Source organism: Tsukamurella sp. PLM1, assembly GCF_023168325.1.
Taxonomy (GTDB): domain Bacteria; phylum Actinomycetota; class Actinomycetes; order Mycobacteriales; family Mycobacteriaceae; genus Tsukamurella.
In genome coordinates this window covers 172,202-186,449 of the sequence record NZ_AP025688.1, presented here as the reverse complement: position 1 = coordinate 186,449, position 14,248 = coordinate 172,202, and the positions used below count along the sequence as shown (strand labels likewise).

Here is a 14,248-nt window from a genome sequence, read left to right as displayed (position 1 = left end):
GGGTACCGCCCATGCGCCTGACCAACGTCGCCCACCTGCGCCTGCCGTTCGGCCGGCTGTACGGCTACGACGTCGCGGCGTCGGAGCCCGGCGAAGCCCTGCCCGTGTCCTTCGATCAGGCGCGGCACGTGGGCGGCGGGGACCGGCCGGGTTCGTGGATGGCACTGTCGTTCCGGCTCCCCGACCCGGTGCCACGCGAGCAGCTCGCCGCGGCCTGGCTCGCGGTGATCGCGCGGCACGGCGCGCTGCGCACCGCGTTCCGCCCCGGCCCGACGGGCCGTCGTTGCACGAGATCTCGGTGCGCCCGGGGAACTGGGTGGAGCACGAGATCGGGCCGGGGCAGGCGGTGGGCGACGCGCTGCGGAGCGTGCTCGACGACGCCTGCTCCCCGTATCGCCGTCCGGCGCACCGGCTCTGCGTCCTGGAGACCGCGGCAGGACCGACGGTGATCGTGGCGGCCGACCATTCGCACACCGACATGTGGTCGATGCTGGTGATCGCGCGCGATCTGTTGGCGGCGCTGGACGCCGCACTCGACGGCCGGGCGCCGGCGTGGGACCCGGTGCCGCCCTTCGCCGATCACACCCGTGCACTCGCCGCACGTCCGCCGGCGCCGGACGACGTGCGTCGTCGATGGGCCGAGATCCTCCGCGCCAGCGGCGGGGTGATGCCGCGGTTCCCGCTGCCGCTCGGCGCGCCCGAGCCGTACGTGGAACGCGTGGAGGTGCGCGACGTGCTCGCCCCGGCGCAGGTCTCCGCGTTCGGGGACGCGGCCCGGGCGGCGGGCGTCTCGACGCTCTCGATGACCGTCGCCGCGATGACGGCGGTGACACTGGACCTCGCCGGGGTGCCGCTGCGGGCCGTGTTCCCCGTGCACAGCCGGTACGACGACACCTGGCACGACTCGGTGGGCTGGTTCATCACCAACTCGGTACTGGACTCGCGGTCCGGGATCCCGCCGCCGCGGCGGAGGCGGTGAAGGAGGCCGTGCGGCTCGGGTCCTGGCCGCTGCGGGACGTGCTCGCCGAGTGGGGCGGCATGCCGGAGGCGCCCGGCATGTTCGCGATCTCCTGGCTGGACCTGCGCCGCCTGCCCGTGCGGATCGACGCCACCCGGCTCGACGCGCAGTACGTGGGCGCCACCATCGACACCGACGGCGTGATGCTCTGGTTCATCCTCGACGAGGCGGGCCTGCACCTGCGCTGCCGCTACCCCGACACCCTCGCGGCGCGAGAATCCGTCGGCGGCTGGCTCGACGCGGTGGTGCGCGAACTGCAGACCCGCGCCCGGTAGCACCGCCGCCCGGCGGCACCGTCGGGCCGAGGGACCCGCGCCGGCCGGCGCCCCAGCCCGACCCGGTCAGCTCGCGGCGCGTTTGCGGGCCGGCTTCTCGGCCTGCGCCTCGCGGTTCTTCACCGACGCCTTGAGCGCAGCGAGCAGGTCCGCGACCTCGTCGTCCTCGGACTCCTCCTCGGGGGCCTCGGGGAATGCGGTGCCGCCCGTGGCCTTCGCCTCGATGAGCTGGCGCAGCTGCACCTGGTAGTCGTCCTCGTACTGCTCGGGGTCGAAGTCGGTCGCCATCGAGTCGATCAGCGAGGCGGCCATCGCGAGCTCCTGCGGGCGGATCTTCACGTCCTCGGTGAGCGCCGGGAACTCGGGCGTACGCACCTCGTCGGGCCAGAGCAGGGTCTGCAGCACCATGACGTTGCCGACCACCCGCAGCGCGCACAGCCGCGTGCGGTTGCGCAGCGTGAACGTGCAGATCGCGAGCCGGTCGGTCTCCTGCAGCGCCTGCCGCAGCAGCACGTACGCCTTGGGCGACTTCGACGAGGGCTCCAGGAAGTACGGCTTGTCGAACATGATCGGGTCGACGTCCTCGCGCGGCACGAACTCGGTGACCGCGATCTCCCGGTGCTTCTCCACCGGCATCGACTTGATGTCCTCCTTCGAGAGGACCACCGTCTCGCCGCCGTCGGCCTCGTAGGCGTTCGCGATGTTCGCGAACTCCACCTCGTCGTCGGTGCCCTCGCGCACGCGCTTGTACCGGATGCGGACCCCGTCCTTCGAGTCCACCTGGTGCGACTTCGCGTCGTGGCTCTCGATCGCGGAGTACACCTTCACGGGCACGTTCACGAGCCCGAACGACAGCTCACCCGTCCATATCGCGCGCATGTGACCATTGTGACTGGTGAGGAGTCATTTAGCGAGGGCGCGAGCGGGACGTTCCTCCCCACTGCGGGCGCGGGGCCCGATAATGGGCCCGTGGCGCAGATCCGGGAGAACCGTGAGGTCGACGGCGTCGGCGTGCAGCTGACCAACCTCGACAAAGTGCTCTACCCCGCCACGGGCACCACGAAGGCCGAGGTCATCGACTACTTCCAGGCCATCGCGCCGTTCGCGCTCCCCCACCTGCACGACCGGCCGCTCACCCGCAAGCGCTGGCCCAACGGCGTGGACAAGACCGCGTTCTTCGAGAAACGGTTGCCGAGCCACGCGCCCGCGTGGATCCGCCGCGGCAGCCAGTTCCACTCCGACGGCGAGTCCCAGTACCCGGTCATCGACAACGCCGCCGGCATGGTGTGGCTGGGCCAGCAGGCCGCGCTGGAGCTGCACGTCCCGCAGTGGGCGTTCGTGCCCGACGACGCCGACCCCGACCGCCCGGAGGTCCCCGGACCGCCGAACCGCCTCGTGCTCGACCTCGATCCCGGCCCCGTCGTCACCCTCGACGACTGCGCCGCGCTCGCGCTGCGCATCCGCGAATTGCTCGCCGCGATGGACATGGACGGCTACCCCGTGACCAGCGGGTCGAAGGGGCTGCACGTCTACGCGCCCCTGCCCGGCGGCATCTCGGCGAACGGGGCGCGCACGGTCGCGCACGCCATCGCCTCGCAGCTGGAGGCCGAATCGCCCGAGCTGGTCACCGCGTCGATGGCGAAGGTCCAGCGGGGCGGCCGCGTCTTCGTCGACTGGTCGCAGAACAGCGCGTCCAAGACCACCGTCGCGCCGTACTCGCTGCGCGGACGGGACCATCCGTGGGTCGCCGCGCCGCGCACCTGGGACGAGCTCGCCCGCCCCGGCCTGCGCCAGCTCGAGTTCGGCGAGGTCCTCGCGCGCGCCCTGGCCGACGGCGACCTCCTCGCCGGGCTCGACGGTGCCGCCGCCCGGCCGGACGGTGCCGAGGCGCCGTCGGCGCCGCCGCCCGAGCCCGTCGACCTCGGCGAGTACCGCGCCAAGCGCGACGCGCGGAAGACGCCCGAGCCCTTCGGCGGCGCACCGTCGACCGGCGATCCGATCTTCGTCATCCAGGAGCACCACGCGCGGCGCCTGCACTACGACTTCCGCCTGGAGCACGACGGGGTGCTCGCCTCCTGGGCCGTGCCGAAGAACCTCCCCGACGACCCCGACATCAATCACCTCGCCGTCCGCACCGAGGACCACCCGATGGACTACGCGGCCTTCGAGGGCAGCATCCCCCGGGGCGAGTACGGCGGCGGCGACGTGACCATCTGGGACCACGGCACCTACGAGCTGGAGAAGTGGCGCTCGAACGAGGTGATCGTGACGCTGCACGGGAATCGGCTGCAGGGCAAACGGTACGCGCTGATCCGTACCGGCGACAAGAACTGGCTGGCGCACCTCACCAAGGACAAGTCCGCGCCCGCCAAGCCCGCCGCCGGCCTCGCGCCGGATCCCATGCTGCCGACGGAATCCGGGATCGACGGGCTCCCCGCCGCGGACTGGGCCTTCGAGGGCAAGTGGGACGGCTACCGCATGATCGCGACGGTGCGCGGCGGCACCGTCTCCCTGCGCACCCGCTCGGGCCGCACGGTGACCGGCGAGTTCCCCGAGTTCGAGTCGCTCGCCGCCGATCTCGACGGGATGGACGTGGTGCTCGACGGCGAGGCGGTGGTGCTCGACCCGGACGGCGTACCGTCGTTCCACCTGATGGCGGGCGGCGAGACCCGGTCCGGCGCGGTGCGGCTGTACCTCTTCGACGTGCTGTCGCTCAACGGCGTCGACCTGACGAAGCGCCCGTGGACGGTGCGCCGCCAGGTGCTGGAAGGCCTTGCGCCGCTGCTCGAGCACGACACGGCGGTGAGCGTGCCGCCGCTCGTCGACGCGATGACCGGAGCCGAGGCCGCGGCGCTCAGCGCGGCGCGCGGCTGGGAGGGGATCATCGCGAAGCGGCGGGATTCGCCGTACCTGCCGGGGCAGCGGGTGCGCGCCTGGCTCAAGCACAAGAACTGGCGCGACCTCCAGGTCGCGATCGGCGGCTGGAAGCCCGGCAAGGGCTCGCGGGCGAACGGGATCGGCTCGGTGCTCGTGGGCCTGCCCGCGGAGACGGGGCTCGTCTACCTGGGGTCGGTGGGGTCGGGGTTCAGCGACCGCGACCTGGCCGCGCTGGCCGAGGAGCTGGAGCCGCTGCGCATGCGCCGCTCCCCGTTCACCGCCCCGATCGACGATCCGGAGGCGCGCGACGCGGTCTGGGTGCTGCCGAAGGTGATCGGCGACGTGCGGTACTCGTCGCTGCGCCGGGGCGGCCACCTGCGGCAACCCAGCTGGCGGGGTTCCGGCGCGACCTGCTCCCCGGCGATCTGCCCTCCGCCGACGAGGCGCCGTGGGAGGGCCCCACGGAATAGTTAGTGCACTATTGATTCGTGCACTACTAATCTGCTAACGTCGCGGCATGACAGACCCCGATCCGCTCTCCCTGGAACGCCAGGTGTGCTTCGCGCTGGCCGTCGCCAACCGCGCGGTGCTGTCGGTGTACCGGCCGATCCTGGCGCCCATGGGCCTCACCCACCCCCAGTACCTCGTGATGCTGGCGCTGTGGGAGGAGTCGCCGCGGTCGGTGAAGGGGATCGCCGAGGCGCTGCAGCTGGATTCGCCCACGCTGAGCCCGCTGCTCAAGCGGCTCGAGACCCAGGGCCTCGTGACCCGCGGCCGCGCCGCCGACGACGAGCGCCGGATCGACGTCGAGCTCACCGCTGCCGGCCGCGACCTGCGCGAACAGGCCCTCGCCGTGCCGCCCGCCGTGATCGAGGCCCTAGGCGCGAGCCTCGACGAACTCGAGGACCTGCACCGCGTGCTCACCACCGTCAACGCCAAAGCGCTCGCCGCAGGCGCATTGAAGGAGTCCCGATGAACGCCGTCCACCGTCCCGATCCCCTGCATTACCTCGCCTGGGTCTACACCGGATCGCTGCCGGAGCGGAACCGGGAATGGGTGCGCCGCACCCTGACCCGGCGCACCTGGGCGGCGCGACACCTGATCCGCGGCCAGTTCGCGGTGCTCCCGGTGTACGCGCTGCTCATGCTGCTCCCCGGCCCACTGGCGCTGCGCGGCGCCACGGTGTTGCTCGGCGCGCTGCTCGCCGCCTTCTACAACGCCGCCTACATGCGCCCCAATCGCGCCCGCCGGCTGGAGAAGAACGGCCTCGACCCCGAGCTGGAGAACCCCGCCGTGGCCCAGCGACGCGACGCGACGCGCGCCGCGTACGAGGCCGCGTACGCCCCCACCCGCGCCTGACCCGCCGGCACCCGCGCCGGGCGGCACCGTCGTAGCCTGGGGACATGCCCGTCGTTCAGAGCGTGACCGTCCCCGGCGTCCGCGTCGGCCACTTCACCGACGCGGCCGCGCGCACCGGCTGCACCGTCGTGACCTTCCCCGACGGGACCGTCGGGTCCGGGGAGGTGCGCGGCGGCGCCCCCGCTTCCCGCGAGTTCGACCTGCTCTCCCCCGAGCGCTCCGTCGAGGAGATCCACGCCGCCGTGCTCACCGGGGCTCCGCCTTCGGCCTCGCCAGCGCCGACGGGGTGATGCGCCGCCTCGAGGAGGAGGGCCGGGGCGTCGAGACCGTCGCCGGCCGCGTACCCATCGTCCCCACCCTGGGCCTGTTCGACCTCATGGTCGGCGATCCGACGGTCCGCCCGACCGCCGAGAACGGCTACGCGGCAGCGGCTTCCGCGAGCGCCGACGCCGAGCTGCACGGCCTCATCGGCGCCGGCACCGGCGCCACCACGGGCAAGGCCCGCGGCCTGGAGAACCTGCACGACGCCGGCCTCGCGTACGCCGAGGTCCGCGCGGGCGAGATCGTCGTGGGCGCGCTGTGCGCCGTGAACGCCTTCGGCGACATCCTCACCGGCGAGGCCGGTCCCGCCGATTTCGGCGATTACGAGCCCTTCGGCGGCAACCGGCAGAACACCACGATCGGCGTGGTGATCACCAACGCGAAGCTCACCAAGATCGAGTGCCTGATCCTCGCGCAGGGCGCGCACGACGGCCTCGCCCGCGCGATCGACCCGCCGCACACCCGCTTCGACGGCGACGCCTTCATCTCGGCCGCGACCGGCGCCGTGGAGGCGAAGGTCGACGTCGTCCGGGCGCTCGCGATCACCGCGGTCGCCGACGCCATCCGGTCGCGGGCCTGACGGTGCGTCGCCGCCATCCTGCCTCGACCGCGGGCGTTCTCACGGGGGTCGCCGCGGCAACGCTGCTCGCCGGATGCGAGGTGATCCAACAGGACGACCGGGTGGTGCCGGAGGCACCGTCGCCCTCCACGGTGGTGGTGACCACGCCGATCGTGTCCCCGTACCCCGTGGTCGCGCCCGAGCGCCCGGCCGCGGTGGCGCCGCTGCCCACCACCGGGGCCGGGATCACCACGTACGCCGACCCGTTCGGCGTCTACGCGAGCGTGTGCACGCTCGGCTTCTTCGGGCGCTACCCCGGCGGCCAGGTCGTCGCGTTCACGGCCGGCCACTGCGCGGAACTCGCGCGGCAGGCGCGGCCGACGGTGACGCCCGTGGCCCGCTATCTCACCTCCGGCGGCCGCAACGTGCCGTTCGGCGAGTACATCAAGGCCACGAGAACCGCACGGGGCCAGGACATCGCGATCATCCAGGTGCAGGGCGAGAACGTGCGCCCCGAGGCCGCGGCGATCGGCAAGGTCACCGGGTACAGCACCGCGGAGGAGCTACGCGCCGGCCGTCCCGAGATCTGCATCGTGGGCGCCCGCACGGGCCGCCACTGCGGCGTCCTCGACTCCGTGGACCGGTCCCGGGTCACCTGGGCCGGCATCCCCGCCATCGAGGGGGACTCGGGCGGCCCGGTGTACGCGAAGTGGCCCGACGGTTCCTTCACCGCCGTCGGCGTGGTCAACAGCGTGCACACCCGCACGGACGGCACTGGAACCGGCGGCGGCACCGGCACACTCATCGCCGACGACATGACGGCGAACCGGATCACCCTGATGGGGACGCGCTGACTCAGCGGGTCGTGCTGGTGCCGAAGACGCGGAGCGCGCGGTAGTCGACCCGGAAGCGGGCGCGGGTGTGCAGTTCCCCGCCTCGCCGTCGTGGGCCACCCGGAAGGGCTCGTCCGCCTCGATGGTGACGACGGGCGCCTGCAGTTCGCGGTAGACCCGGGAGTTGCGGATCCGACCGCTGATCCAGGATCCGAACAGCCGCGCCGTCGCGTTGCTGTGCCCGCCCTCGAGGTACCGGAGGTCGAGCACGCCGTCGTCGACCCGGGTGCGGCGCCCGGGTACGAAACTCGGTGCGCCGTACATGGAGTTCCCGAGGAAGAAGAACGAGACCGTGACCGGGCGGCCCTCGATCCGCACCGAGACCGGCGCGGTGTGGCGCAGTACTCGGCGCAGCGCGCGCACCGTCGCAGTGACCCGGCCGATGCGCCGCCGCTGGTACCGCGTGCGGGCACGGACGAACGCCGGGTAGGCACCGATGCTCGCGGTGTTGAGCAGGAGCTTCTCGTCGTTGAGCCAAACCACGTCGACACGGGCGATGCGCCCGCTGCGGATCGAATCCACCACGGCGGCGACCGTTTCGGAGCCGATGTCCTTCGCGAAGTGGTTGAAGGTGCCCGCGGGGAAGACCGCGAGGGGCGTGCCCGCCGCGACGGCGTGCGCGGCGAGAGTCGCGACGGTGCCGTCGCCGCCCGCGACGCCGAGGAACTCCGCCCGAGCCACGGCGTCCGCCGCGACGGCGTCGATGTCGGAATCCTCGGTGAGTTCCACGATCTCGGCCTTCGGGAGGTCCCGGCGGATCTCCTCGGCCACGCGGGTCCCGGTGCCGTCGCCCGACGCGGGGTTGAGCACGACGACGAGGCCGGCACCGTCCGGGTCGGTGGTGATCCGCTCGACGGTGGGCTCCGGGGTCATGGTGCGGCTGTCGTCGACGGGCGGCACGAGGCGGGCGCCCGCGACCGCGACGCCAGCGCCGACGGCGAACCCGGCAAGCACGTCGCCGGGGTAGTGGGCGCCGGTGGCGATCCGGGAGAAGCCCACCGCCCCGGCCAGGCACGCGAGCGCGTATCCCGCGGTACGGTTCTCCAACCCCACGCCGATCGCGAAGGCCGCCGCGGCTGCGGAGTGCCCGGACGGGAAGGACGTCGACGTGGGCTGACGGCGGGCGCGCTTGACCGGCACACCGTCGTGCACGGGGCGGCCGCGCGGGTAGATCCGCTTGAGCCCCTGGTTCACGATGAGGCTCGTGACGGCGAGCGTCGCGACGCCGCGAACCGCGCCGCGGCGCGACGACAGGCCACCCAGCCCACCCATGCCCACTGCCAGCACCATCCACAGCTTCGAGTGATCGGCCGCCGCCGACAGCGGGCGCATGGTGAGGTCGAGCAGCGGGCTCGGCGAGACCGCGACGGCGTCGAAGAGCCGACGGTCGAGGTCGCTGAGCCCCTCGTGGAGCGTGCGGAGCGGGTGCGGCGCTGGATGATCCGGCATGAGCGCCAAGGTACCCGCGCTGCGCCGGAGACACGCGGGATCAGCGCAGGTGGACCGCCGCGGCGGCGTGGACGGCGTCGGCGAGTCGCTCCGTGGCGCGGGTGTGCAGCCGCCAGGACTGCCAGTAGAGCTTCACGTCGACGACGTCGTCCGTGAGCCGGATCAGCGCGCCGCGGTCGAGGGCGTCGCCGAGGTCGGCCTCGGGCAGGCTGCCCCACCCGAGCCCTGCCCGGACGGCGTACGTGAAGGCCTCCGACGACGGGATCCGGTGCATCGGTGGCGACTCCCTGATGCCGCGGCGGTGGAGCACCTTGGTCTGCAGCTCGTCCTTGCGCAGGTCGAACTGCACGACGGGCATCTCCCGCCAGGGCCAGCGCCCGCCGGAGCGCCACCGCTCGGCGTACGCGGGCGCGCACACCGGCAGGTACCGCATGGTGCCGAGGTACTCGACGGCGCAGCCCTGCACCGGTTCCGGGTCGGTCGTGATCGCGCCGAGCACCGAGCCGGCGCGGAGCAGGCCCGCGGTGTGGTGCTCGTCGTCGACGACGAGGCGCAGCAGCGGACCGTCGGGCAGCGCGGCCACCGCGTCGATCACGTCGCGGAACCAGGTGGCGAGCGAGTCCGCGTTCACGCCCACGTCCAGCACGGCCGACGGTGCCCCGCCCGCGAGCCGGCCCAGCGCATCGGCCTCGAGCGAGGCGACCCCGCGGGCGAGGCCGAGCAGCACCTCGCCCTGCGCCGTGGGCCGGCACGGGCCCTCGCGGGTGACGACGACGTGTCCCACCTGCTGTTCCAGCGCGCGGATCCGCTGGCTGACGGCCGACTGCGTGATGCGCAGCCGGGCGGCCGCGCCGCCGAAGCTCTCCTCCTCGACCACCGCGACGAGGGTCTCCAGATGATGCCCGCTCAGCATGAAGTGATTCTAATGGGAGATCGCAATCTCGTATTGGCGCTAATATACTGCGCGACCTAGCGTCGTCGCCGTGACCTCCGCGCTCCTCGCCGGCCTCGGACTCGGGCTCTCGCTGATCGTGGCGATCGGCGCGCAGAACGCGTACATCCTCCAGGTGGGCGTTCGAGGCCGTGGGCTCGGCGCGGTCGTGGCGGTGTGCATCGCCTCGGACGTCGTGCTGATCTGCGCCGGGGTGGCCGGCCTGGGGGCCGCGGTGTCCGGCCGTCCGGTGCTCCTGGAACTGGTGAAGTGGGCCGGCGTCGTGGTGCTCGCCGGCTACGGTCTGCGGTCGCTGTGGTCGGCGCGCCGGTCCGCAGGACTCGTCGCGGGCGGCGACGGCGGTGCCTCCGTCGCGGCCGTCGTGGCCGGGGTTCTCGCGCTGACCTGGCTGAACCCGCACGTCTACCTGGACACGGTGCTTCTGCTCGGTTCGGCGTCGACGCGGTACGCCGCCGACCGCTGGTGGTTCGCCGCCGGCGCCGCCGTGGCGAGTGTCGCGTGGTTCTGCCTCCTGGGATTCGGCGCGCGTCGGCTGTCGGGCGTGCTCGGCCGGCCAGGGGTGTGGCGGGCGATCAACCTCGGGATCGGTGCACTCCTCCTGCTCCTGGCCCTGCGGCTCGCGACCATGCCCCTCGGCGGCTGACGTCTGTGCGGGATCGTCGCCGCTGAGCGGGCAGAATCCCGCACACGTCGAGACGCGTACGTTGGAATGCATGGCAGCTGTCACGATCATCGGTGGACACGGCAAGATCGCGCTCATCCTGGCGCGGATCCTCAGCTCGCGGGGCGACGCGGTGACGTCGTGGATCCGCAACCCCGAGCACGCGGCGGAGGTCGCCGAGACAGGGGCGACGCCGCTGGTGCTGGACGTGGAGAACGCGTCGAAGGACGAGATCGCGGCGGCGCTCGTGGGTGCGGACGCGGTGGTGTTCTCCGCCGGGGCGGGCGGCGGGAACCCGGCGCGCACCTACGCGGTGGACCGCGACGCGGCGATCCGCTCGATCCAGGCCGCCGAGTCGGCCGGGGTGCGGCGCTACGTGATGGTCTCCTACTTGGGCGCCGCCCCGGACCACGGCGTCCCGGAAACGGACTCCTTCTTCGCCTACGCGGAGGCGAAGGCCGCCGCCGACGTCGCCCTGCGCGCCTCCGACCTGGACTGGACCGTCCTCATGCCCGGCCGCCTCACGCTCGACGAGCCCACGGGGCGGGTGGATCCCGCGGCCGTGCGCGCCGCGGACAATCCGGGAACGTCGCGCGCGAACGTCGCACTCGTGGCTGCTTCGGTGCTGGACCGGCCGGACACCGTCGGGAAGGACCTGCCCTTCACCGACGGCTCCCAAGCGATCGAGGGGCTTGGCGCGACTGAACCGCCCGCGGCGCCGCAGATGGCGCGCGAAGCCCCGACCTGGAGACGACTCGGGCCCGGCCCCGTCGGGAAGACGGTGCCGGGCCCGAGGGCGTCACGCGATCAGTGCATCGCGGCGAGGATGTCCTGCACGCGGTCCTTGGCGTCACCGAAGAGCATCGCCGAGTTGTCGCGGAAGAACAGCGGGTTCTGCACGCCCGCGTAACCGGCGGCCATCGACCGCTTGAACACGATCACGTTCTCGGCCTCCCAGACGGTGAGCACCGGCATGCCCGCGATGGGGCTGCCCGGATCCTCCGAGGCGGCAGGGTTCACGGTGTCGTTGGCACCGATCACCAGGACCACGTCGGTCTCGGGGAAATCGTCGTTGATCTCGTCCATCTCGAGCACGACGTCGTACGGCACCTTCGCCTCGGCGAGGAGCACGTTCATGTGCCCCGGAAGCCGGCCGGCGACGGGGTGGATGCCGAAGCGGACGTTCACGCCCTTCTTGCGCAGCTCGCTGGTCAGCTCGGCCACGCCGTACTGGGCCTGCGCCACGGCCATGCCGTAGCCCGGGGTGATGACCACGGACTTGGCGCCGGTGAGCAGCTCGGCGACCTGCTCGGCGTTGACCTCGCGGTGCTCGCCGTAGTCCTTGTCGTCGGCCGGGCCGGCCTCGATGCCGAAGCCACCCGCGATGACGGAGATGAACGAGCGGTTCATCGCCTTGCACATGATGTAGCTCAGGTACGCACCCGACGAGCCGACGAGCGCGCCGGTCACGATCAACAGGTCGTTGCCCAGCAGGAAGCCCGACGCGGCCGCGGCCCAACCGGAGTAGCTGTTGAGCATCGAGATCACGACCGGCATGTCGCCGCCGCCGATCGAGGCCACCAGGTGCCAGCCCAGGAACAGGGCGAGCGCGGTGATGACGCCGAGCAGGATGTAGCCCGTGGTGTCGGTCTTGGCATCACGGGCCACGTACACCGCGGTCAGCACCGCGAACAGGACCAGCGAGCCGACGTTGATGACGTTCTTGCCGGGCAACATCAGCGGCGCCGACTTCATCTTCGCGGACAGCTTCAGGTTGGCGACGATCGAACCGGTCAGCGTGACCGCACCGATGAAGATGCCGATCGCGACCTCGGCCGAGTGGATGCCGATCATCGCGCCGTGGTCCTCGGCCGCGACCTCGTCGAGGTGCGGGCCGCCGAGGGCGCCGTTCCAGCCGATGAGCACGGCCGCGAGACCCACGAACGAGTGCAGCAGCGCGATCAGCTCGGGCATGCCCGTCATCTCGACGATGCGCGCCCGCCAGAGGCCGATCACGGCGCCGATCGCGATGGCGCCGGCCATCAGCACGACCGGCAGCCACTGCAGGTCGAGATCATCAAGGTCGAAGATGTGCTGGACAGCGAGAGCGATGGTCGCGACCAACGCGAGCGCCATACCGACGATGCCGTAGGTCAGGCCGCTCTTCGAGGTCTCGTGCTTGGACAGGCCCGCCAGCGACAGGATGAACAGCAGCGAGGCGACGATGTACGCCGCCGTGGCGATTGCAGTGATTCCCATGACTGACTCATGCCCCCTTGCTGAACATGGCGAGCATGCGGCGCGTGACCGCGAAACCACCGAAGACGTTGATCGACGCGAACAGGATCGCGATCGTCGACAGCACGAGCACCGTGACGTTGGTCGACGCCAACTGCAGCAGCGCACCGACCACGACGACGCCCGAGATGGCGTTGGTCACCGACATCAGCGGCGTGTGCAGCGCGTGCGCCACGTTGCCGATGACGTAGTAGCCGATCACGATCGCCAGCATGAGCACGGTGAAGTGCTGCGGCAGCGGGTTCGGCGAGAAGCTGATCAGCAGGCCGAACAGCACGACGCCCACCAGCGTGAGCGAGACCTTCTTGGACGCCGACATCGGCTCCTTGACCGGCTTCGGCTCGACCTCGGCGGCCGGCGCGGCCTTCGGAGCCGCCGAGACCTGCACCGGCGGCGGCGGGAACAGCAGCTCGCCCGCGCGGGTCACCGTGATCGACCGCTGGACCGGATCCTCGAAGTCGAGCACGAGCTGCCCGTCCTTCTCGGGCGTCACCAGCTTGAGCAGGTTGACGAGGTTCGTGCCGTACAGCTGCGAGGCCTGCGCGGGCAGACGCCCGGCCAGGTCCGTGTAGCCGATGATGGTGACGCCGTTCGGCGTGACGATCGCCTCGCCGGCGACGGTGCCGCCGACGTTGCCGCCGTTGGACGCCGCCATGTCGACGATGACGCTGCCGGGCTTCATCGACGCGACCATCTCCTCGGTGATGATCCGCGGCGCGGGGCGCCCGGGGATCAGAGCCGTGGTGATGATGATGTCGACGTCCTTGCACTGCTCGGCGTACAGCTGCGCCTCGCGAGCCTTGTAGTCGTCGCCCATCTCCTTCGCGTAGCCGGTGGCCGAGACCTCGGCCTCCTCGTTCTGCACGGAGAGGTACTCGCCACCCAGCGACGCGACCTGGTCGGCCACCTCGGGGCGCGGATCGGTGGCGCGCACGATGGCGCCGAGCGAGCCGGCGGCACCGATCGCGGCGAGGCCGGCGACGCCGGCACCCACCACGAGCACCTTGGCCGGCGGGACCTTGCCCGCGGCCGTGACCTGGCCCGTGAAGAACCGGCCGAACACGTGCGCGGCCTCGACCACGGCGCGGTAGCCGGCGATGTTCGCCATCGAGGACAGCACGTCCATCGACTGCGCGCGCGAGATGCGCGGCACCGACTCCATCGCGAACGCGGTCAGCTCCCGGCGGCGCAGGTCCTCGAGCAGCTCCGGGCTCTGCGCGGGGGCCGAGCCCGGCGACGATCGTGCCCGGCCGCATACCGTCGAGCTGCGCACTCGACGGGGCGTTGACGCCCAGCACGATGTCGGCGGCGCGCGCGTCACCGATCGACGCGCCGGCCTCCACGTAGGCCTCGTCCGCGAACGAGGACGCCGCACCGGCGCCCGAGTCCACGACCACCTCGTAGCCCAGCTTGATCAGCTGGGCCACCGTGGCGGGGGTGGCGGCGACACGGGTCTCGCCCGGCTGCGCCTCTTTCAAAGCTCCGATGATCATGCGCAGCACTCCCACTGCCGACCCGCACGGGTCATGGTCGGTTCACCGACGTTCATGCGTTTCGTTCCTTGTCGTCCCTACCGGGCGCCGCGG

At 72.1% G+C, this 14,248-nt stretch carries 8 protein-coding genes and 5 pseudogenes; 8 read left to right on the top strand and 5 right to left on the bottom strand.

Going from position 1 to position 14,248, the window contains the following annotated elements; all coding sequences use genetic code 11:
* Positions 1-11: 11 nt before the first annotated feature.
* A pseudogene (locus tag MTP03_RS00970) lies at positions 12-1,290 on the top strand (condensation domain-containing protein); the annotation flags it as partial.
* Positions 1,291-1,359: 69 nt separating this feature from the next.
* Here MTP03_RS00970 and MTP03_RS00965 read toward each other — a convergent pair.
* A complete protein-coding gene (locus MTP03_RS00965; RefSeq protein WP_248490184.1) occupies positions 1,360-2,172 on the bottom strand; it encodes a Ku protein in 813 nt (270 codons plus the stop codon).
* 90 nt (positions 2,173-2,262) lie between these two features.
* Between MTP03_RS00965 and MTP03_RS00960 the strand changes: the two genes are divergently transcribed.
* From MTP03_RS00960 to MTP03_RS00935, 5 genes and pseudogenes are all read left to right on the top strand, one after another.
* Positions 2,263-4,644: an ATP-dependent DNA ligase gene (locus tag MTP03_RS00960; RefSeq protein ID WP_371820841.1), complete on the top strand. Its 2,382-nt coding sequence runs from the start codon at positions 2,263-2,265 to the stop codon at positions 4,642-4,644.
* A 43-nt stretch (positions 4,645-4,687) separates the two neighbouring features.
* Entirely contained in the window at positions 4,688-5,146 is a 459-nt protein-coding gene (locus MTP03_RS00955) for a MarR family winged helix-turn-helix transcriptional regulator (protein WP_248490183.1), read from the top strand.
* Positions 5,143-5,529 (top strand): DUF5313 family protein, encoded by a 387-nt coding sequence (locus MTP03_RS00950; RefSeq protein ID WP_248490182.1) that lies wholly within the window; start codon positions 5,143-5,145, stop codon positions 5,527-5,529. Before MTP03_RS00955 ends, MTP03_RS00950 begins: the two co-directional genes overlap by 4 nt.
* Positions 5,530-5,573: 44 nt before the next feature.
* A pseudogene (locus tag MTP03_RS00940) lies at positions 5,574-6,430 on the top strand (P1 family peptidase).
* Positions 6,431-6,432: 2 nt separating this feature from the next.
* Positions 6,433-7,263, top strand: coding sequence for a S1 family peptidase (locus MTP03_RS00935; RefSeq protein WP_248492370.1), 831 nt, complete (start codon positions 6,433-6,435; stop codon positions 7,261-7,263).
* Between the two features lies 1 nt (position 7,264).
* Here the strand turns inward: MTP03_RS00935 and MTP03_RS00930 are convergent.
* Positions 7,265-8,751: pseudogene (locus tag MTP03_RS00930) on the bottom strand (bifunctional phosphatase PAP2/diacylglycerol kinase family protein).
* Between the two features lie 40 nt (positions 8,752-8,791).
* A complete protein-coding gene (locus MTP03_RS00925; RefSeq protein WP_248490179.1) occupies positions 8,792-9,664 on the bottom strand; it encodes a LysR family transcriptional regulator ArgP in 873 nt (290 codons plus the stop codon).
* Positions 9,665-9,734: 70 nt separating this feature from the next.
* Here MTP03_RS00925 and MTP03_RS00920 point away from each other — a divergent pair, with 70 nt between their 5' ends.
* Both MTP03_RS00920 and MTP03_RS00915 read left to right on the top strand, forming a co-directional pair.
* Positions 9,735-10,346, top strand: coding sequence for a LysE/ArgO family amino acid transporter (locus tag MTP03_RS00920; RefSeq protein WP_248490178.1), 612 nt, complete (start codon positions 9,735-9,737; stop codon positions 10,344-10,346).
* Between the two features lie 70 nt (positions 10,347-10,416).
* Positions 10,417-11,049 (top strand): annotated as a pseudogene (locus MTP03_RS00915) (NAD(P)H-binding protein); the annotation flags it as partial.
* Between the two features lie 122 nt (positions 11,050-11,171).
* Here MTP03_RS00915 and pntB read toward each other — a convergent pair.
* Both pntB and MTP03_RS00905 read right to left on the bottom strand, forming a co-directional pair.
* Entirely contained in the window at positions 11,172-12,623 is a 1,452-nt protein-coding gene (gene pntB / locus MTP03_RS00910; RefSeq protein ID WP_248490177.1) for a Re/Si-specific NAD(P)(+) transhydrogenase subunit beta, read from the bottom strand.
* A gap of 7 nt (positions 12,624-12,630) precedes the next feature.
* Positions 12,631-14,155 (bottom strand): annotated as a pseudogene (locus MTP03_RS00905) (Re/Si-specific NAD(P)(+) transhydrogenase subunit alpha).
* Positions 14,156-14,248: the final 93 nt, after the last annotated feature.